Below are 18,924 nucleotides of genomic sequence, written 5' to 3' on the forward strand. Positions count from 1 at the left end.
TCAGCGAACAGGCAGTCCAAGGCGGACCCATTCGCTGGGCGGGATCGCCGGTCCGACGTTGAAGGTGAAGGACAAGACCCTCGTCGCATCGGTGTCGACCTGGCACCGGAAGCCTAGATGGTACCATTTCGTCGTTGCGCGGAAAGCGACATCCGGGGCGTCGAGGACATTGCCCACCTTCAGCGGAATACTTGGGATCAGGTCGGGGAAATAAGAGGCATCCACCAGTTGCTGCTGCAACGCGCTGGCGCAAAGTCGGGCAATACGCTTCTCGCGAGGCACCCCACCCATCGCGCTCGTAGCCAGCGCATCGCCGGTAGCGCCCTGCGAGTAGAGCCTGTGAACCCCCGGAAGGCCCGAATAAGCCCGCGAAGCACTAGCGGCGGTATCCGTGGAATTTGGCCTCCCGGCGCTCTCGCTTCGGGACCTGGAGACCTTCGCAGGGCCGGGCTTCGGCGCATTTGCGGGTTTGGGCTTCGGCGCTTCGGTTGACGTGGGAAGCTCGATCTCACCGTCGTCGGCAGCCAAAGGCGGTGTCGCCGCTTCTGTCTGCTTGTCGGGTTCGTTCGCTCCCGCCTCTTCCTTGTCCGCCTGCTGTTTATCCATATCCTGGGTTGGAGCTGCCTGTTTCTCCTGTTCGGGCTCGGCGTCCTTCGCAGCGTCCATCGGCTTCTCGCCGACTTTGGTTGAATCTGGCCGCCCCTCGGCGACCGCCGGCGCGGCAGATTGGTTCTCTGCAGGCTTCGGCACGACAGGCGGCTTCGAATCGTCCTCCTTGGCCGGCGACGGCGAGGTGTCTTGAGCGCTGGTCCCATCCAGGGATTTCCTGGGGCCGGTGTCCTTGTCGCCAAACTGGAAAACAGGCTTCAGGACTTCGATCTTCGAGGGCTTTTCCGGCGCAGGTGGTTTTTCTGCTTTCGGTTCCGGCGGTTTTTCAACCTTCGGTTCCGGTGGCTTCGGAGGCGGCACCGGAGCAGGTTTCGGTTTTGGTTGCTCGGGCGGAGGCACGAGCGCGACATTGACCGCCTGCTCCTCCTGCGGCTGTTGGGGAGGCCTAGGCACGTTGTAGACCACGAGCGCTGCGACGAGCGCGTGCAGGATCAGCGATGCGGGCAAGGCCCACAACAAACTCCGGCGCCGGTCTCGTGTCTCGTCCTTCATTCCTTCCGATGTGGAATGAAAAAGCGGCGGCTTCAAGCACTGCCACTGTATTGGCGCCGTTTAGCCGCTGACAGCTTGTGGATCACCACTACCAGCGCAGCCCGGCCAAGGCGCTGGGGCAGCTCATTGAGCGGCTACCCACGATCCGATCCATCAAGACCGGAGATCAGCCAGTTCGCCGCCGCCAGGATGGGTGGCGATCCGGCCGACTGCATCGTCATCGAGGATTCGTCCTTCGGCATCCAGGGCGCGGTTGCCGCCCGGCTGACGGCGGCTGGTGCCGATTTCGTCTGCGCGGACTGGCAAGAAATTAGCCGGCAATTGTCCGAGCTTGGCGTGCCGGTCTAATTTAGCGGATACTTGGCGAATCCACGGCTGGCCCATTCGCCGGGCGGGACTAATGACCCCACACGGAAGTTGAAGGATAGGACCCTCGTCGCATCGGCATCGACTTCACATCGGAAGTTTAGATTGTACCAAGTGCTTCTGGTGCTGAAGGCCGCTTGAGTAGGGTTGAGAACATTGCCTTTGTCCAGCGTGATGGTTGGCACCCATTTGACCGAATAGTCGGCACTTTGCAGTTCCTGGCTCAGAACATTGCCGCAAAGGGTGGCCACGCGCTGACCGCGCGGCACATTCTCCATGGAGCTTGTAGCGAAGGCACTGCCGGTTGCCCCCTGCGAGTAAAGCTTTCTGACGCCCGGAAGGCCGGAATAGATTGGCGATCCTGCAACATCGTTGTTGGTGGGATTTGACCTTCCAGCATTCCCGATCGGCGCTTTGAAGGCTCTTGCGGGTTTGAACGTCAACGTCTTGGCGGGTTTGGGCTTTGCCTTTCCAGTCGAGGCGGGAGGCGCTGGCTTACCACCAGTCTCAGCCGCCAATGGCTTTGGCGTCACAACCGCTTGCTTTTCGGCGGGTTGCTGTGCGAGCTCCTGTTTGTCCGGCTGCTGTCTGTCAGCGTCCTCGGTCGCCTGCTTCTCCTCGTTTTGCGCGGGTTTGGCGTCCGGCGCGGCGGCCTCCCGCGTTTCCTCGCCTTGCGCGGGCTTTTCATCCGGCGCAACGGTGGCCGGCTTCTCGTCAGGCTTGCTGGGCTCTGCCTTCTGCTGTGGCGTTGCAGCCGGGGCGGGCTGTGTCAGCGCGGGTGTCGGTGTTATAGGCGGCTTCGCCGCCTCATCCTTGGCCGGTGATGGCGTGTTGGGTTTAGCGCTGCTTCCGTCGAGCGATTTCTCCGGTCCCGTATCTTTCTGGCCGTACTGGAAAACGCGCTTCAGAACATGCTCGTCTGGCGTTTTCGGGGGCTCCGGAGGCGGCTTTTGTTCAGGCGGCTTTTCAGCCTTCTTTTCAGGTGTCGGCTCCGGTGGCTTTGGAGCAGGTTTCGGTTTAGGCTTCTCGGGCGGCGGCACAATCGCGACATTGACGGGCTGTTCTTGCTGATCCGGCTGCTGCTCGGATCTCGGCACGCCAAAGAACAAGAACGCTGCGATCAAGGCATGCAGGATCAGCGATGCGGCCAAGGCCCATCGCCAATTTCGAAACCACTCTCGTATCTTGCCGTTCATTGCGCCCGATGTGGAATGAAATAGCGGCGGCTTCAAGCACAGGCACTGTATTGGCGCAATTTAGCCGCTGACAGGTTGGTGATTTCGATGTCCACGCGCAGCAGCTGACGGCGAGACGGGTGCGGCCTTTGCCCCCAAGCCGCCGAGCAGGTCGAGCATCATCATGATGCCGCCCCCGTCGCCGGGATGAGCCATCCGGATCGTATCCGCAGACGCGCCTGCGCGCCGCGCTCCAGCATCACCGGATCGGGCTGTTCGAAATGCAAGGTGAGGTCGGGGTTGGCGGAAGGCGCAAATTCGATGCGCGCCGAGCCACCTTGGTAGATCACCCGCTTGACGAGGCCATCGAAGCCGGGACCGTCCGGCACCACCTCGAGATCGGCTGCCCGGCAGCAGATCTTTGCGCCGGCGCGCGGCCGCTCGCCGGTCCGGCAGCGAACGACCAGCTCGGTGCCGAGAACCCTGACCTTGCAGTGCCTGGCCTGCTCTGAGCTGAGCACATCGGCGGGAAGCAAGATACCTTGCGAAATGAAGGATGCCACCATTTCATTTGCCGGCTCATGATACAGTCGGCGCGGCGTCGCCAACTGCACCAGGCGTCCATGATCCATCACCGCGATGCGGTCGGCCAGCGCCATCGCTTCGGCCTGGTCATGGGTGATGTAGACGATGGTGGTGCCCGTGCGCTTGTGAAAGGCGGCGAACTCATCCTCCATCGAGGCTCTCAGATGCACATCCAGATTGGCGAGCGGCTCGTCGAACAGCACCAGCGACGGCGCGGCGACAAGGCAGCGCGCCAGCGCCACCCGCTGACGCTGGCCACCGGAGAGATTGGCCGGCCTGCGGTCGCCCAGCCCCTGCAGATTGACCAAAGCAAGCGCGTCCTCGACCTTCTGGCGCGCAGCCGCCTTGTCGAGCTTTGCCACCTTGAGCGAATAGCCGATGTTCTCGGCGACCGTCATGTGCGGCCACAGCGCATAGTTCTGGAAGACGATGCCGACGCGCCGCTTTTCCGGCGCGACGCTGCCGCCCTTGCCCGACATGACCTCATTGGCGATGCGGATCTCGCCTGACGTCACCTTCTCGAACCCGGCGACGAGGCGCAGCAACGTCGTCTTGCCGCAGCCGGAGGGGCCGAGCACGGCCAGGAACTCGCCGTCGCCGACATCGATCGATACATCCTTGACCGCGTCGAAGTCGGCAAAACTCTTGGTCACATGGTCCAGGGTCAATCGCGCCATGGCAGCACTCCGCTTGGAAGGTGTGGGGCAAGCAGATTGGTCGCCAGCATCAGCACGAAGGTGACCGCCACGGTGATGACGGACATCGCCGCCGCGTAGTTGGAATCGCCGCCCTGCTCGAAGGAAAACATCACCACGCCGATCGTCTCCGAGTCCGACGACCACAGCAGCACCGAAACAGTGAGCTCGCTGAGCGCCGTCATGAAGATCAGCAGGCCGCCGGCGATTGCCGCCGGCGCCACCAGCGGAAAAATGATCGTGCGCATGCGCAGGAACAGCCCGGCACCGGCCACCTGGGCCGCTTCTTCCAGCGCCCGGTCGATCTGGTGAAAGCCGCTGATGGTCGGCCGCAGCGCCAGCACCAGGAAGCGGGCGAGGTAGGCATAGAGGATGATCCAGACGGTGTTGTAGAGCTGGATACCGGTGAGCGGGATCGGCCGCAGGAACAGGAGCAGCGAGGCGATTGCCAACACCACGCCGGGCAAGGCATAGGGCAGCTCGACCGACAGGTTGATCAGCCGCACCCAGCGCTGCTTGCCCCAGGCAATGAGGTAGCCGATCGGCACGGCGACGAGGACCGCGAAGAAGGCCGCCGCGATCGACAGCCAGAAGCTGTTGAAGAAGGCGCGGCTGGCCGCTTCATGCTCGAACAGCACGAAGCGATAATTGTCGAGCGTTGCCGTCTTTGCGGTGAGTGCAATGCCGTAGCCCGGCACAAGCGACGTCAGCAGCAGCCCGAACAATGGCAGGAACAGCACCGCCACGATCAGCAGCCACATGCCGGCCTGGACGGCAGGCCGCCAGCGGCCGAGTTCGTAGGGCTCGGCCGGCAGCGACGTCGAGCTGATGCGATAATCGCGGCGGCGGCTCACGACCTCCTGCGCGAGAATGCCAGCCATGGCGATGATGCCGATCAACACTGACAGGAACGCGGTTTCGCCGAGCACCGCAGGGCCGCCGCCGGCCAGCCGCTGATAGATCAGCGTCGGCAGCACGAGATAATTGGCGGGAATGCCGAGAAAGGCAGGGATGCCGAAATTGCCGACACAGGACACGAAGGCAAGTGCCGCGGCCGCCATGATCGACGGCGTCATCAAAGGCAGCACGACGGTGACCAGCACGGTGAACCAGCCGGCGCCCCCGGCGCGCGCCGCCTCGATCAGTTCGCGCGGCAGCTTGCGCAGGCCGGCGCGCACCAGCAGGAAGACCAGCGGGCCGTATTGCACGCCGAGCAGCAGGATGATGCCCGAGGTGGAATAGAGCGGATTTCTGGTGCCGAGCGGCGGTGCCGCACCGAACAGCTTGAGGAACGGACTTGCCGGACCGAACAGTTGCAGCCAGGCGAGCGCGGTCACCTGCGGTGCGATCATCAATGGCATGACGTAGCAGAGCACCAGCGCACTGCGGCCGCGTATGTCGGTCAGCGTGATGAGGAGAGCCACCAGCGTTCCCGACAGCACCGCAAGCAAGGTGCCGCCGATGCCGACGATCAGCGTGTGCCAGGTCGCAATCCAGGTCGCCGGACTTCTCAATCCGGCTTCTATCGCCATGCCGGACAAGGTGCCGCCTGGTGCCACGATCTCCTTGATGAGGCGCAGCATCGGCAGCAAGGAAAGCAGGGCGATGACGACGGCCACCATCGCCGTCAGGGCCATTTCCTGGCCCCGGCTTTCCCTGATCCGTGTCGACATGATTGCGTTTCCTGGGATCTGTCAGCGGTCCGGGATGTCGCTTTCAACGGCATCCCGCCGCGATTGTCGGGCTCAGCCGCCGAACAGTTCCGAGAACTTCGCCTTGTCGGCGTCGGTGGTGGCGACGATCGCCTTGGTGTCGAACGGCATCACCTTGACCTTGACGCCTTCCGGCATCCATTCGGGGCGGCCGACCGAGGCGCGCGCCGGCAGATAACCCATCGACAGCGCTAGCTTCTGGCCTTCGTCGGAAAGAATAAAGTCGACGAACTTCTTGGCGCCGTCAACATTCTTGGCCGTCTTCATGATGGCGACCGGTTCGGTCACCGCCGGCACGCCTTCGCTAGGGAACACGAATTCGACCGGCGAACCCCTCTTCTTGGCGTTCATCGCCATGAAGTCGACCAGGATGCCATAGGGCTTCTCGCCGCTCGCCACCGACTTCAGCACGGCGCCATTGCCGCGTACGCTGACGGTGTTGTTGGTCTTCAGCTTCTGGAAGAAATCCCAGCCATAATTGGTGTCGCCGACGAAGGCGGAGAGCAGATAGGCGGCCGCACCCGAATAGAGCGGGCTCGGCATGACCAGGCCGTCGGCATAGGCCGGCTTGGCGAGATCGGCCCAATGCGCAGGCTTTTCAGCCGCCGCGGTGTTGTAGACGATGCCGGTGGTGATCAGCTTGCTGCCGAAATAGGTCTTGCCGGCGTCATAGGCATCCGCTTCGATGCCGTCCAGCTTTGCCTCGGGATAGGGCAGCAGCCGGTCGTCCTTCTTCAACAGCTCCATGCTGACCGCGTCGGCGATCAAAAGCACGTCGGGCTGCGGGCTGCCAGCGGCGAATTCGGCTGCCATCTTGGTCAGGATGTCACTTGTTCCCGAACGATAGACGGTCACGTCGATACCGGGCTGCGCCTTCTTGAAGGCATCCACGGTCTTGGCCGCATCGGCTTCCGGTTGGGATGTGTAGAGCGTCAGCGTTTCAGCACCGGCCACGCCGGCAAACAAAGTTGCCGCGAGTGCAAGCTGGCTGGCCAGCAGCTTGATGAATAGCGTCTTCATGAGACCTCCTGTCTGTCTGTGCATGAGCGGTCCTGCGCCTTGACCGGTTCCCGTCTCCCCTCCCTGCACGGCGCATATGACTGGTGGATGACAGCGCGCATGCCCGGCCCGATCAGGCAACGGCTTCGCGCGGAATGCTCTCACGGCACAACGACACCGGCCCGCGGAACCAGTGTTCCACGAGCCTCATGGCCGCCCCTGGGCCGGCGATCCTTCGGGGCACCCGAGGGCTTTGGTGAGTCGGCCGGCCCCTAGACCAGCATGCCCATCGGGTTCTCGATCAGGCGTTTGAAGGCAACCAGCAATTCGGCCCCCAGCGCACCATCAACGGCGCGATGGTCGGTCGACAGCGTCACCGACATCACGGTGGCTATCTTGATCTCGCCGTTCTTGACCACCGCCCGCTCCTCGCCGGCGCCGACCGCCAGGATCGTCGCATGCGGCGGGTTGATGACGGCGGCAAAGTCCTTGATGCCGAACATGCCGAGGTTCGATACCGCCGTGGTGCCACCCTGATACTCTTCCGGCTTCAGCTTGCGGCTGCGGGCGCGGCTGGCCAGGTCCTTCATCTCGTTGGAGATGGTGGACAGCGTCTTTTCGTCCGCCTTGCGGATGATCGGCGTGATCAGGCCACCGGGGATCGACACCGCAACGCCGACATCGGCATGCTTGTGCTTGACCATGACGCTTTCGGTCCACGACGCATTGGCATCCGGCACCGCCTTCAGCGCCAGCGCCATTGCCTTGATCACCATGTCGTTGACCGACAGCTTGTAGGCCGGCACGTCGCCCTTTTCGGTCTTCTTGACTGGGGCTGCCGCATTGATCTGCGTGCGCAATGCCAAGAGCGCATCGAGTTCGCAGTCGAGCGTCAGGTAGAAATGCGGGATTGTGGTCTTGGCCTCGACCAGGCGGCGCGCGATGGTCTTGCGCATATTGTCGTGCGGGACGAGTTCGTAGGAGCCTTGCTCGAACAGTTTCAGCACCTGCTCGTCCGACATCGCCTTCACCGGCGCGGCGGCAGCAGCCGGCGCCGCCGGAGCGCCTGCGGGCGCTGCCTTGGCGGCAGGCTTGGCGCCGCCACCGGCAATCGCCGCATCGACGTCGGCTTTCACCACGCGGCCATGCGGGCCGGTGCCTGCAATGGTCGAGAGTGCAAGACCCGCCTCGCGGGCAAGACGACGAGCCAAGGGTGTTGCGCGCGCAACCGATGGCGATTGGCCAATCTCCCCCCTTGAGGGGGAGATGCCCGGCAGAGCAGAGGAGGGCGCGACAGGTTGAGCCGCAGGCGCGACATTGCCCCCCTCTGTCGACTTCGTCGACATCTCCCCCATAAGGAGGGAGATCGGCGCCTTGTCGCCATAGGCTTCGCCATCGGCATAGATCCAGGCGACAGCCACGCCGACAGGAATGTCGATCCCCTCCTTGCCGGTGACATCGCGCAAGGTGCCGCTGGCCGGCGCATCGATCTCCATCGCGGCCTTGTCGGTCTCGATCTCGAACAGCACATCGCCCTTCTTGACGCTGGCGCCTTCCTCGGCGAACCAGCGCGAGATCTGTCCGGTCGCCATGTCCATGTCGACCTTGGGAAGAATGACTTCGGTCGGCATCGATCAGCGAACCCCTCTTACGAGGTCACGCGCAGCCGCAATGATGTCGGGAACTTGCGGCACGACAGCCTTTTCCAGCGCCGGATTGTAGGGGATCGGCGTCTCCGCCCCGCCCAGCCGCACGACCGGCGCATCGAGGTAATCGAACGCCTCGCTCTCGGCGATCATCGCGCTGACCTCGGCGCCGATGCCCAGCGTCTTGACCGCTTCGTAGACGCACATCAACCGCGATGTCTTCTTGACGCTGTCGATGACGGTCTGCTTGTCCATCGGCCGGATGGTCCGGAGATCGATGACTTCGATGTCGATGCCTTCGGCTTCCAGCGCCGCCGCGGCGTCGAGCGCCTTGTGCACCATGATCGAGGTGGCGACGATGGTCAGGTCGCGGCCCTCGCGACGGATGTCGGCCTTGCCGATAGGCACCGTGTAGTAGCCTTCGGGCACCGGGCCCTTCATCTTGTAGAGCAGCTTGTGCTCGAAGATCATCACCGGATCGGGATCGGCGACTGCGGCCAGCAGCATGCCCTTGGCATCGTATGGTGTCGCCGGCTGGATGACCTTGAGGCCCGGCACATGGCCGAGCCAGGCCTCTAGGCTCTGGCTGTGTTGGGCCGCGGCACCGGTGCCGGAGCCGGCGGGAAAGCGCATCACCACCGGAACCGAAACCTCGCCGCCGAGCATGAAGCGCATCTTGGCAGCCTGGTTGACGATCTGCTCCATGGCAAGCGTGGCGAAATCGGAAAACTGGAACTCGAAGATCGGCCGCATGCCGGTGAGGGCGGCGCCGACCGCCACGCCCGCGCCACCCAGTTCCGAAATCGGCGTGTCGATCACCCGGTCGGTGCCGAACCGATCGACCAGATCGCCGGTCACCTGGAAGGCACCGCCATAGACGCCAATATCCTCGCCCATCAGGAAGACGCGTTCGTCCATGTCCATGGCGATCGCCATGGCTTCCTGGATCGCCTGGGCGTAGCTCAGTTCACGCACCATCGCGTCCATCACGCCTGCTCCGTATAGACATAATTGCCGGTGTGGCGGACATCCGGCGACGGGCTGGCCTTGGCGAACTCGATGCCGTCGGCGATCTCCTGTGCCACCGCGCCGCGAATGGCCTCGATGCCCTTGTCGTCGATGAAGCCGAATTCGCGCAACTCGCTTTCGAACAGGGTGATCGGATCGCGGTTCGACATCCAGTCCTCGATCTCCTCCTTGCTACGATAGCGGTTGCGGTCGCTCTTGGAATGGCCACGATGGCGATAGGTCTTGGATTCGATCAGCGTCGGCCCCTCGCCGGCGCGTGCACGCTCGACAGCCTTGTACGACGCCTCGGCGACCTCCGAAAAAATGTTGCCGTTAACGATGACACCCGGCATCGAATAGGCGGCAGCGCGCTCGGCGATGTTCTTGACGGCGGTCGAGCGCGCCGTCGAAGTCGACATGCCGTAGCCGTTGTTCTCGCAGACGAAGATCACCGGCAGCTTCCAGACCGAGGCCATGTTCAACGCCTCGTGGAAGGCGCCTTCATTGTTGGCGCCATCACCGAAGAACGACACCACGACCTTTCCGGTCTTCATCATCTTGGCGGATAGTGCTGCCCCAACGGCGATCGGAATGCCGCCGCCGACGATGCCATTGGCGCCGAGATTGCCCTTGCCGACATCGGCGATGTGCATCGAGCCGCCACGGCCCTTGCAGTAGCCGGTGGTCTTGCCGAAGAACTCGGCGAACATGCGCTTGACCTCGGCGCCCTTGGCGATGCAGTGGCCGTGGCCGCGATGCGTCGAGGTGATCTGGTCATCCTCGGCAAGCGGCATGCAGATGCCCATGGCGCTGGCTTCCTGGCCGATCGACAAATGCATGGTGCCGTGGATGAGGCCGCGCGTGTAGCACTCCTCCGCACCCTCTTCGAAGCGCCGGATGAGGTACATCTTGTAGAGCACATTTCTGAGCTGCTCGGCGCTGTACTGTCGATAGACGAAGGGCAGGTTGGCGCGACTGTCGGCGACGGCTTTGCTGGCTCCGGCCATGATCAGGCTCCCACGGACCCGTAGACGAGCTTGTCCTGGCGGGCACGCAATTCGGCGATCTTGGAGCCCGGCGCGGGAGCGGCATTCGCATAGGTGATGAGCTCGCCCTTCTTGATCGGCTGGGTCACCGAGCCGCCTTGCAACAGGCCGCAGGGAATGGCCTTGGCGGCGCGCGCCTCTGGCGCCGTCATGATCCAGGCGCGATAGCAATATTCGCCGATCGCATCGAGCTTCTCACCCGGCTTCATATCCTTCTTGGCCACCGCGCAGACTTCGGCCGTCGGCTTGGCCAACGGCACCATATCCGCCTTGCCGTAGAGCACGACGCGGGCGCAGGTCAGCGGCACTTCGAGCGAGGTCAAATGATAGGGGCGGTGGAAGGTGAAATAAGGGCCCTTGCCCATCTTCAGATCTTCCATGCGCTCCGAAATGCGCGGGTGCGACATGTCGGCGACGACGAAGACGCCGGGCGCGACACCCTTGCCGATCGAGTAGTCGACGACGCCGACCTTCGACAGCACGCCGCCGTCCTTTTGCGGCACCAGGACCTTGGACAGCTCGCCAAGCGTCGCCGCCGGGCCGTGCATGCCGGGCTTGTCGGGAACCAGCCCCGTGGCATTGGCGATCGCCGCCATCTCGACCATGGTTTTGGAGCCATCGACGAATTCGACCAGCATGCGCACATTCATATGCCGGCGCTCGGCCTCCTCCTCATAGTCGGGAGGCGTAGCGTCGATGTTGAGCGGATTGTTCTTGCCCTTGCCGGCGGCGACGATCGGATGGCCCATCGCCGAGACGAATTCGATCAGCTCCATGCAGGACGACGGCTCGTCGCCGGCACCCAGCGAATAGGTGACGCCAAGCCTGTCGGCCTCGCTTTTCAGATAGGCGCCGATGGTGACGTCGGCCTCGACATTCATCATCACCAGATGCTTGCCATGCTCCATGGCGCGCAGGCCGATCTCGGCGCCGACCGCAGGAACGCCGGTGGCGTCGATGACGACATCGATCAGGTCATTGTCGATGACCAGGCTGGCATCGTTGGTGACCGCGACCTTGCCGGCCTCCATCGCCGCCGTCATCGCCGAAGCGTTCGACACTTCGCGCGCATGGCCGGTTTGCTGGAAGGCAATATCCACCGCCTTGCTGGCGGCGGGCAGGTTCAGTTCGGAAATGGCGCCGATCTCGATGCCGGACATATGAGCGACGCGGGTGACGATATCAGTTCCCATCTCGCCGGAGCCGATCAGGCCGATGCGGATGGGCTTGCCCGACCTGGCGCGTTCCTCGAGATCGCGGGCAAGGCCCGTCAACGAAACATTGGAAGCCATACCGCTCGTTCCTCCCATAATGCAGGCTATTCAATTGCCTGACCGGTATTGAACATATGTATTTCTGTCAAGACTAATGTGCACGTTAGTCGCTTTTTGACGCCCCATTGTGGAGGCTCCGCGTGACCCAAAACAGCCCACCAAAGCGGGGGCCGCGCAGCGGGTTGCGCAGACAACACACTGGCACTGCTGCGTGCCTCCCGGCACACGGATTCTGGGTAGCTTGTCCACCGGTCGTGGCGATCGCTGCGCCACGCCTCTCGACGGTTCAGGCTATAGAGCCGGCGGCACCGGGAAATCGTGGAAATGCACGATCACCCCCCATCCGCATCGATCAGGATCACGGCATAGGCTGGCGGCTCGTGGCCGAGGCTCCAGCCCTGCGAGAAATCCAGCGCGGTCTGATGATTGGTGCTGCGCAACGTGCTGATTGGAATGCCACGCCAGCTGCCGGCGATCAGCCGGTGGACGTGTCCGGCGAAGATGTGGCGGACATTGCCGTGGCGTAGCAGAACCTCATGCAAGGCATCGGCGTCGGCGAGCATGACACGGTCGAGCTTGGGGATGTGGATCCGGAACGGCGGATGGTGCATGAACAGGAAGACCGGCCGATCGCGGGCCTCTTGCAGTTGCTCATCGAGCCAGTCGAGACGCGCTGCGCACAGTTTGCCTTCGACATGGCCGCTATCCAGCGTATCGAGCAGGATCAGGCGGCCTTCGCTGCTGTCGACGACGCTTTGGACGAAGCCGCGCTCGGCGGTGGCTTGCGGAAACATCTCGAGAAACACCGCCCGGTCGTCATGGTTGCCGAGCATCAGCCGGCAGGGCGGACCGAACTTTGTCAGGCTCTCACTCAGCGCGGCATAGGCGGGGCGCTCGCCGTCAGTGGTCAGGTCGCCGGAAATGACCACCAGATCAGCGTCGGCATGGTTGGCGCCGATGTCGGCAAGGCAGGCTTGCAACTTGGAGAGCGGATTGGAGCCGTACAGAAGACCGCCCGGCGTCATCAGATGCGGATCGGATATCTGGATGACTTTCATGGACCTGACCGGGATGCTTCCTGCTGGCGGCTTTCCTGTTGAATCCTGGCGGCACCAGCCAGCAAACGAAACGCGTTGACCATCCTCACTGTGCGGTCCAGCCGCCGTCCATGGGCAAGGTCGTGCCGGTGATCTGCTTGGCAGAATCCGAGCACAGGAACAGCGTCAATGCCGCAAGTTCGTCGACGGTGACGAACTCCTTTGTCGGCTGTGCCGCCAGCAGCACGTCGTGCTTGACCTGTTCCTCAGTCATGCCGCGCGCTTTCATCGTGTCGGGAATCTGCTTTTCGACCAGCGGCGTCCAGACATAGCCTGGCGCGATCGCATTGACCGTGATGCCGTCAAGCGCTGTCTCGAGAGCCACCGTCTTGGTTAGGCCCGCAATGCCGTGCTTGGCCGACACATAGGCCGACTTGAACGGCGAAGCGACCAGCGCATGCGCGGAGGCCGTGTTGATGATGCGGCCCCATTTGCGCGCCTTCATGCCGGGCAGCGCGGCCTTGATCGCATAGAAGGCGGCGAGCAGGTTGATGCGGATGATGGCTTCCCATTTGTCGTCCGGGAAGTCCTCGATCGGCGCGACATGCTGGATGCCGGCATTGTTGACCAGGACATCGAGGCTGCCGAACGCGGCCTCGGCCTCATGCACCATGGCGCTCACCGCCGCGCCGTCCATCATGTTGGCATCGGAGTAGCGGCACTTGACGCCGAAATCCTTCTCGATGCCGGCGCGCTCCCGTTCGATTGCCGCGGCATCGCCCAGCCCGTTGATGGTGACGTTTGCGCCTTCGGCGGCAAAGGCGCGGGCTATTGCCAGGCCGATACCGCTGGTCGAGCCGGTGACGAGGGCATTCTTCGAAGACAGGGAACCCATGGTGATCTCGCGCGAGGTGGGAGGGAACATGACATATAATTGTGCATCGCAGCATGACAATGGCAGAGCCATGTGTCGATGCGATTACAACCTTGCGACAACGCCGGAGCATGGCTCCTGTCCCTTCGAAACCGTTGTCGCCGGCGTGACACGGCACTGTCATGGTGCCGTGCAACATAATCGGTTGCGCATTCGCGCGGTCATTCCTGACGAAATTTTGCCTGTAAAAGACCTTGGGGGTGCAGCTTGGAAATCGCCGATGTCGTGAAGCGCGCCTATGCGATGCCGCTGACCAATCCGTCCTTCCCTCCGGGGCCGTATCGTTTCTTCGATCGCGAATACGTCATCATCACCTACCGCACGACGCGCGAGGCGCTCGAGGCCGTCGTGCCGGCGCCGCTGGAGATCGATGAGCCGCTGGTCAAGTACGAATTCATCCGCATGCCTGATTCAACCGGCTTCGGCGACTATACCGAGACCGGCCAGGTGATCCCGGTGCGCTACAAGGGCCAGCACGGCGGCTACGTTCATTCGATGTATCTCGACGACGACGCGCCGATCGCCGGCGGGCGTGAACTGTGGGGATTTCCCAAGAAGCTGGCCAGCCCCAAGATCGTGCATGAGGGCGAAGTCGTGGTCGGCACGCTGCACTATGGCAGCGTTCTGTGCGCCACCGGCACCATGGGTTACAAGCACCGGGAGGCCGATCACGATTCCGTGCTTGCTTCGCTGGCTGCTCCCAACTTCCTGGTCAAGATCATCCCGCATGTCGACGGCACGCCGCGCATCTGCGAGCTGGTTCGCTACTACCTTACCGATATCACGCTGAAGGAGGCATGGACGGCGCCCGCGGCACTCGATCTGCGGCCCCATGTCATGGCCGACGTGGCGAAGTTGCCGGTGCTCGACATCGTATCGGCTGTTCATTTCACCGCCGATCTGACGCTCGGGCTGGGCGAGGTGGTTTACGACTACCTTGCTGATCGCAACCCCTCCGAGATCAGCGCAACCCAGCCGGAGAAAATTCGTGCTTGAACGCAATCGCAAGAAGGAGGCCACCGCCACCATCGAGGAAATCTCGGCGCAGTATGACCGCATCGCGCTGGTGTTTCAGGGTGGCGGCGCGCTCGGCGCCTATCAGGCCGGGGTCTATCAGGCGCTGGCCGACGCCGGCTGCGAACCGAGCTGGCTTTCCGGCGTATCGATCGGCGCCATCAACGCGGCGATCATCGCCGGCAATGAATCAAGCCGCCGCCTGCAGCGGCTCGAACAATTCTGGCAGACGATCTCGGGCCGCAAGATCTGGGCCTATACGCCGGAAGGCGACATCTACCGCGACATCCGCAACCGCACCAGTTCGTGGATGACGATGACCATGGGCCAGCCCGGCTTCTTCAAGCCGCGCAATCCCAATCCCTGGTTCGAACAGCCGGGAGCCGAAGGCGCCACCAGCTTCTATGACACGGCCGAATTGAAGGAGACGCTGGAAAGCCTGATCGACTTCGATATCCTCAACGACGGCAAGAAGCGGCTGAGCGTCGGCGCGGTCAATGTCAGGACCGGCAACTTCGTCTATTTCGACACCGAGAAAGTGCGCATCGAACCGGAGCACATCATGGCCAGCGGCGCACTGCCGCCCGCCTTCCCGTCGATACGCATCGAGGGCGAATACTATTGGGACGGCGGCATCGTCTCCAACACGCCGCTGCAATACCTGCTCGACCAGGAAGAGGACCGCTCTTCGCTGGTGTTCCAGGTCGACCTGTTCAGCGCGCGCGGCACCTTGCCACGCGGCATGGCCGACGTGCTGTCGCGGCACAAGGACATCATGTATTCCAGCCGCACGCGCCAGAACACCGACAATTTCCAGCGCATCCATGCGCTGAAGATGAAGCTGCTCGAGGCGCTGAAGCGCGTGCCCGCCGAACTGTTGAAGGATGGCGAAAAAGAGCTGATCGAGGACTATTCGCAGGCAGGCGTCGTCAACATCGTCCACCTGATCTACCAGCACAAAGGCTATGAGGGTCACGCCAAGGACTACGAATTCTCCGGCACCTCAATGCATGAGCACTGGGAGATGGGGCTGGAGGACACGCAGCGCACGCTGCGCCATCGCCAGTGGCTGACCCTGCCGACCAATGTCGAGGGCGTCGCCATCCACGATCTGCACCGCGAGGATCCGACCTGAGGTCATTGCTGCGCCTTCCTCTGACGAGGCGCACGCCAAATTTCACAGTTTTGCGGACCAAGGCCTTCAGCCGCGTTGAAATAAGCCAGACTACCCCAAACAAAAAACGGCGCCGAAACCGGCGCCGTTTTCATTTCAACATCTGATTGTCCGCTCTAGAACACCTGGCGGAAGATGATGAACAGCACGAAGGCGAGCGTGATCGAGCACGGCAAGGTCAGCACCCAGGCAAGCAGCAGGTTGCGCACCGTCGACCATTGCAGGCCCGAACCGTTAGCGGCCATCGTTCCGGCGACGCCCGACGACAGCACGTGCGTTGTCGACACTGGCAGTCCGAGCCGGTCGGCCATGCCGATGGTCACCATCGCGACAAGCTCCGCGGCGGCACCCTGGCCATAGGTCAGATGGCTCTTGCCGATCTTCTCGCCGACCGTGACGACGATGCGCTTCCAGCCGACCATGGTGCCGAGGCCGAGCGCCAGGGCAACGGCGACCTTCACCCAGATCGGGATGAACTTCGTCGCGTTGTCGACGGCCTTGTGATAGTCGGTGACCGCTTTCAGATCGGCGGCCTCCATCGGCAGCAACTTCTTCTTGTCGATCAGCTTGAGTGCCTCGCCGATCAGGTAGATGTCATTGCGGGCGTTGCTGACCAGATCGGTCGGCACGTTGTCGACAGTGGCATAGGGCTGCAGGCCCGCTGTCGTGTTGTGGATGTAGGTCTGCAGCGCGACCGTCGTCTGGTCGTTCCAGGTCCGGGTGCGCACGGCATCCTGGACGGCTGCCTTGGCGTCGGTGACGGTGACGCCCGGCTTGACATATTTGCCCAGCGCCTGCTCGACGCTGACGGAAGCCGACTTGTAGGCCTCGAGATAGTTGATGTCGGGCGTCCGGTTCAGCGCAAAGGCCGTCGGCACGACACCGATCAGGATCAGCATGATAAGGCCCATGCCTTTCTGTCCATCGTTGGAGCCGTGCGCGAAGCTGACGCCGGTGCAGGTGAAGATCAGCAGCCCGCGGATCCACCATGGCGGCGGCGTGTTGCCTTTCGGTGCTTCGTAGAGGGCCGGATTGCGCACGAGCACCTTCATCGCATAGAGCAGGATCGCCGCGGCGAAGAAGCCGATGATCGGCGACACCAGCAAGGTGATGCCGACATTGGTCGCCTGCGACCAGTCGACACCGCTAGTGGCACTGCCGGCAGGTGCCATGAACTGGTTGGCGAGGCCGACGCCGATGATTGAGCCGACCATCGTGTGCGAGCTCGACGCCGGCAGGCCGAGGAACCAGGTGCCGAGGTTCCACAGGATGGCTGCGACGAGCAGTGCGAACACCATGGCAAAGCCGGAGGACGAGCCTACCTGCAGGATCAGCTCGACCGGCAGCAGCGACAGGATGCCGAAAGCGACCGCACCGCTGGAGGTGAGAACCCCGAGGAAATTGAAGGCGCCCGACCACATGACCGCGAATTCGGCCGGCATGGAGCGTGTGTAGATGACCGTCGCCACCGCATTGGCGGTATCATGGAAGCCGTTGACGAACTCGAAGCCCAGCGCGATCAGCAAGGCAATGCCGAGCAGGATCCACGGCACGGTCTTGGCCTCGGCAAGATCCTGGCTGAGCGCGTAGCCGACATAGACGACGCCGACGAGCACCAGCACGCCGAAGGCCAGCAGGAACCATCTCGCGCTACCCGAATTGTGCAGCGGATGATCCGGTCTCGGAATGCCCGCCTCACTAGAAACTATGTCCACCATGTCCCACTCCTATTGCATTGCAGCAAAGAACCGGGACGAACGCTATGTCCGCACAATGAACCCTGTGTGACGATATCGAACACAACTTCCGAGGACATTTCAGGCGAAATGCCTGGTGGTCGACGATGTCAGGCGCCGCCGGACCGCGTCTTCAGGATCGCCGAAAACCGCGGATCGAAAGCCCGACTGATCGGCGCCGCGGCGGCACCGAGCGCGATCGACCAGGGATCGGTGGTGCCGAGCTGCAGGCGCGGCAAATTCCGTTCCGGCCGGTCGGCGATCGACGGCAGCAGCGGATGCATCGCCTCGACCAGCCGGCGGGCCAGCGCTTCCGGCGCTCCGCTGGTCAGGATGACAGTCTGCGGATCGAAGATCGTTTCGATGACATGCACGCTCCAACGCAGATCATGCGCCGCACCATCGATCCAGGCAATGATCTTAGGATCCTCGGCCGCGACCAGGCCGTCCATCTGTTGGTAGATGTCGTCGTCGGCCGGATTGAGGCCGAGATGCTGGTAAAGCGAGGCCAGCGACGCGCGATGTTCGAGCGGCGTCGAGCCGGGGCCGGCCGGCGACAGCAGCGCCATGCCGATCTCGCCGGCATTGCCATGGCCGCCGCTGTAGAGCTCGCCGTTCAGGATCAGTCCGGCGCCGATGCCGTAACCGACGTAGAGGCAGACCGCGTGATCGACGCCGTGCGCCGCGCCGACGATGCGCTCCGCCGTCGCGCAGGCGGCGGCGTCGTTCTGCAAGCTGACATTCAGGCCTGTGCCTTCGGCGAGCGTCTCCAGCAGCGGAAATTTCTGCCAGGCCGGCATCATCCATTTATCGTCCGAATTCTTCAGCCCGAAAGGACCAGGCATCGCGACGCCGAGACCGACAAGCCTCTCTTCGGATTGGGCGGACATCTGGGACAGCTCACGCCGGACGCCGCCGACCAGGCCAAGGATCACCTCGACGCCCTTTGACGGCTCATCGAACGGCAGGTTGGCCTCGGCTCGCGCCAGCACGCTGCCGACCAGATCGACGGCGACCGCCCGCGTCAGGTGGCGATCGATCTGCAGCCCGATGGCGAAGGCGCCCTCGGGAACCAGCCTGTAGGGGGTCGAGGGCTGGCCCCTGCCCTTGCGCACCGCCTCGAGGGCAACAACCAGGCCGTCGCTTTCGAGATCCTCGATGATGTTGGAGACGGCCTGCTTGGTGAGTTGCGTCGCCCGCGCCAGGTCGGCGCGCGACAGGGCGCCATTGAGGCGCAGCGCCTCGATCATGACACGACGGTTGTGCGCGCTCGTGCCTTCCTGGTTGGTGCCGCTCTTGGCGCGGATTGGGCTGAAATCGTCCACCGGCGTTTCCCTCTTGACTCCATTAGGATATTGATCG

Annotated in this window: 16 protein-coding genes; 3 read left to right on the plus strand and 13 right to left on the minus strand. The window is 63.2% G+C overall.

What is annotated here, in order from left to right; translation table 11 throughout:
- Complete coding sequence (locus tag AC1DZP_RS01300; RefSeq protein ID WP_477299877.1) at positions 1 to 1,161, minus strand: DUF930 domain-containing protein; 1,161 nt, start codon at positions 1,159 to 1,161, stop codon at positions 1 to 3.
- Positions 1,162 to 1,287: 126 nt separating this feature from the next.
- On the opposite strand from AC1DZP_RS01300, the gene AC1DZP_RS01305 reads away from it, so the two are divergent.
- On the plus strand, positions 1,288 to 1,509 hold the full coding sequence (locus AC1DZP_RS01305; RefSeq protein ID WP_477299878.1) for a hypothetical protein: 222 nt from the start codon (positions 1,288 to 1,290) through the stop codon (positions 1,507 to 1,509).
- Here the strand turns inward: AC1DZP_RS01305 and AC1DZP_RS01310 are convergent.
- From AC1DZP_RS01310 to AC1DZP_RS01355, 10 genes are all read right to left on the minus strand, one after another.
- Positions 1,506 to 2,723 carry a DUF930 domain-containing protein gene (locus tag AC1DZP_RS01310; protein ID WP_477299879.1) on the minus strand — a complete coding sequence of 406 codons (1,218 nt, stop codon included), beginning with the start codon at positions 2,721 to 2,723 and terminating at the stop codon, positions 1,506 to 1,508. The two genes, AC1DZP_RS01305 and AC1DZP_RS01310, sit on opposite strands and share 4 nt — an antisense overlap.
- Before the next feature lie 161 nt (positions 2,724 to 2,884).
- A complete protein-coding gene (locus AC1DZP_RS01315; protein WP_477299880.1) occupies positions 2,885 to 3,964 on the minus strand; it encodes an ABC transporter ATP-binding protein in 1,080 nt (359 codons plus the stop codon).
- Positions 3,952 to 5,655, minus strand: a complete 1,704-nt coding sequence (locus AC1DZP_RS01320) for an ABC transporter permease (RefSeq protein WP_477299881.1) — start codon at positions 5,653 to 5,655, stop codon at positions 3,952 to 3,954. The genes AC1DZP_RS01315 and AC1DZP_RS01320 overlap by 13 nt, the downstream gene beginning before the upstream one ends.
- A 72-nt stretch (positions 5,656 to 5,727) precedes the next feature.
- Positions 5,728 to 6,714 (minus strand): ABC transporter substrate-binding protein, encoded by a 987-nt coding sequence (locus AC1DZP_RS01325; protein WP_477299882.1) that lies wholly within the window; start codon positions 6,712 to 6,714, stop codon positions 5,728 to 5,730.
- Positions 6,715 to 6,965: 251 nt separating this feature from the next.
- Positions 6,966 to 8,324 carry a pyruvate dehydrogenase complex dihydrolipoamide acetyltransferase gene (locus tag AC1DZP_RS01330; protein WP_477299883.1) on the minus strand — a complete coding sequence of 453 codons (1,359 nt, stop codon included), beginning with the start codon at positions 8,322 to 8,324 and terminating at the stop codon, positions 6,966 to 6,968.
- Positions 8,325 to 8,327: 3 nt separating this feature from the next.
- Entirely contained in the window at positions 8,328 to 9,326 is a 999-nt protein-coding gene (locus tag AC1DZP_RS01335) for an alpha-ketoacid dehydrogenase subunit beta (RefSeq protein ID WP_477299884.1), read from the minus strand.
- Positions 9,326 to 10,354: a thiamine pyrophosphate-dependent dehydrogenase E1 component subunit alpha gene (locus AC1DZP_RS01340; RefSeq protein WP_477299885.1), complete on the minus strand. Its 1,029-nt coding sequence runs from the start codon at positions 10,352 to 10,354 to the stop codon at positions 9,326 to 9,328. Before AC1DZP_RS01340 ends, AC1DZP_RS01335 begins: the two co-directional genes overlap by 1 nt.
- Before the next feature lie 2 nt (positions 10,355 to 10,356).
- Positions 10,357 to 11,685: an NAD(P)H-dependent oxidoreductase gene (locus tag AC1DZP_RS01345; protein WP_477299886.1), complete on the minus strand. Its 1,329-nt coding sequence runs from the start codon at positions 11,683 to 11,685 to the stop codon at positions 10,357 to 10,359.
- A 314-nt stretch (positions 11,686 to 11,999) separates the two neighbouring features.
- Positions 12,000 to 12,725: a phosphodiesterase gene (locus AC1DZP_RS01350; RefSeq protein ID WP_477299887.1), complete on the minus strand. Its 726-nt coding sequence runs from the start codon at positions 12,723 to 12,725 to the stop codon at positions 12,000 to 12,002.
- An 85-nt stretch (positions 12,726 to 12,810) separates the two neighbouring features.
- Complete coding sequence (locus AC1DZP_RS01355; RefSeq protein ID WP_477299888.1) at positions 12,811 to 13,599, minus strand: 3-hydroxybutyrate dehydrogenase; 789 nt, start codon at positions 13,597 to 13,599, stop codon at positions 12,811 to 12,813.
- A gap of 246 nt (positions 13,600 to 13,845) precedes the next feature.
- Between AC1DZP_RS01355 and AC1DZP_RS01360 the strand changes: the two genes are divergently transcribed.
- On the plus strand, positions 13,846 to 14,634 hold the full coding sequence (locus AC1DZP_RS01360; protein ID WP_457154597.1) for an acetoacetate decarboxylase: 789 nt from the start codon (positions 13,846 to 13,848) through the stop codon (positions 14,632 to 14,634).
- The gene (locus tag AC1DZP_RS01365; RefSeq protein WP_477299889.1) at positions 14,627 to 15,787 is read left to right on the plus strand and encodes a DUF3734 domain-containing protein; all 1,161 of its coding nucleotides are present in this window, start codon (positions 14,627 to 14,629) and stop codon (positions 15,785 to 15,787) included. Before AC1DZP_RS01360 ends, AC1DZP_RS01365 begins: the two co-directional genes overlap by 8 nt.
- Before the next feature lie 155 nt (positions 15,788 to 15,942).
- On the opposite strand, the gene AC1DZP_RS01370 is transcribed toward AC1DZP_RS01365, so the two are convergent.
- Complete coding sequence (locus AC1DZP_RS01370) at positions 15,943 to 17,544, minus strand: inorganic phosphate transporter (protein ID WP_477299890.1); 1,602 nt, start codon at positions 17,542 to 17,544, stop codon at positions 15,943 to 15,945.
- Between the two features lie 128 nt (positions 17,545 to 17,672).
- Positions 17,673 to 18,887, minus strand: a complete 1,215-nt coding sequence (locus AC1DZP_RS01375) for an ROK family protein (protein ID WP_477299891.1) — start codon at positions 18,885 to 18,887, stop codon at positions 17,673 to 17,675.
- Positions 18,888 to 18,924 lie beyond the last annotated feature (37 nt).

It is taken from the genome of Mesorhizobium sp. P2_F8 (assembly GCF_056403655.1).

What these genes read in the sequence shown, in the direction of transcription:
- AC1DZP_RS01300 (WP_477299877.1), bottom strand. Translation starts at nt 1,161, where the DNA reads ATGAAGGACGAGACACGAGACCGGCGCCGGAGTTTGTTGTGGGCCTTG.
- AC1DZP_RS01310 (WP_477299879.1), bottom strand. Translation starts at nt 2,723, where the DNA reads ATGAACGGCAAGATACGAGAGTGGTTTCGAAATTGGCGATGGGCCTTG.
- AC1DZP_RS01315 (WP_477299880.1), bottom strand. Translation starts at nt 3,964, where the DNA reads ATGGCGCGATTGACCCTGGACCATGTGACCAAGAGTTTTGCCGACTTC.
- AC1DZP_RS01320 (WP_477299881.1), bottom strand. Translation starts at nt 5,655, where the DNA reads ATGTCGACACGGATCAGGGAAAGCCGGGGCCAGGAAATGGCCCTGACG.
- AC1DZP_RS01325 (WP_477299882.1), bottom strand. Translation starts at nt 6,714, where the DNA reads ATGAAGACGCTATTCATCAAGCTGCTGGCCAGCCAGCTTGCACTCGCG.
- AC1DZP_RS01330 (WP_477299883.1), bottom strand. Translation starts at nt 8,324, where the DNA reads ATGCCGACCGAAGTCATTCTTCCCAAGGTCGACATGGACATGGCGACC.
- AC1DZP_RS01335 (WP_477299884.1), bottom strand. Translation starts at nt 9,326, where the DNA reads ATGGACGCGATGGTGCGTGAACTGAGCTACGCCCAGGCGATCCAGGAA.
- AC1DZP_RS01340 (WP_477299885.1), bottom strand. Translation starts at nt 10,354, where the DNA reads ATGGCCGGAGCCAGCAAAGCCGTCGCCGACAGTCGCGCCAACCTGCCC.
- AC1DZP_RS01345 (WP_477299886.1), bottom strand. Translation starts at nt 11,685, where the DNA reads ATGGCTTCCAATGTTTCGTTGACGGGCCTTGCCCGCGATCTCGAGGAA.
- AC1DZP_RS01350 (WP_477299887.1), bottom strand. Translation starts at nt 12,725, where the DNA reads ATGAAAGTCATCCAGATATCCGATCCGCATCTGATGACGCCGGGCGGT.
- AC1DZP_RS01355 (WP_477299888.1), bottom strand. Translation starts at nt 13,599, where the DNA reads ATGGGTTCCCTGTCTTCGAAGAATGCCCTCGTCACCGGCTCGACCAGC.
- AC1DZP_RS01370 (WP_477299890.1), bottom strand. Translation starts at nt 17,544, where the DNA reads ATGGTGGACATAGTTTCTAGTGAGGCGGGCATTCCGAGACCGGATCAT.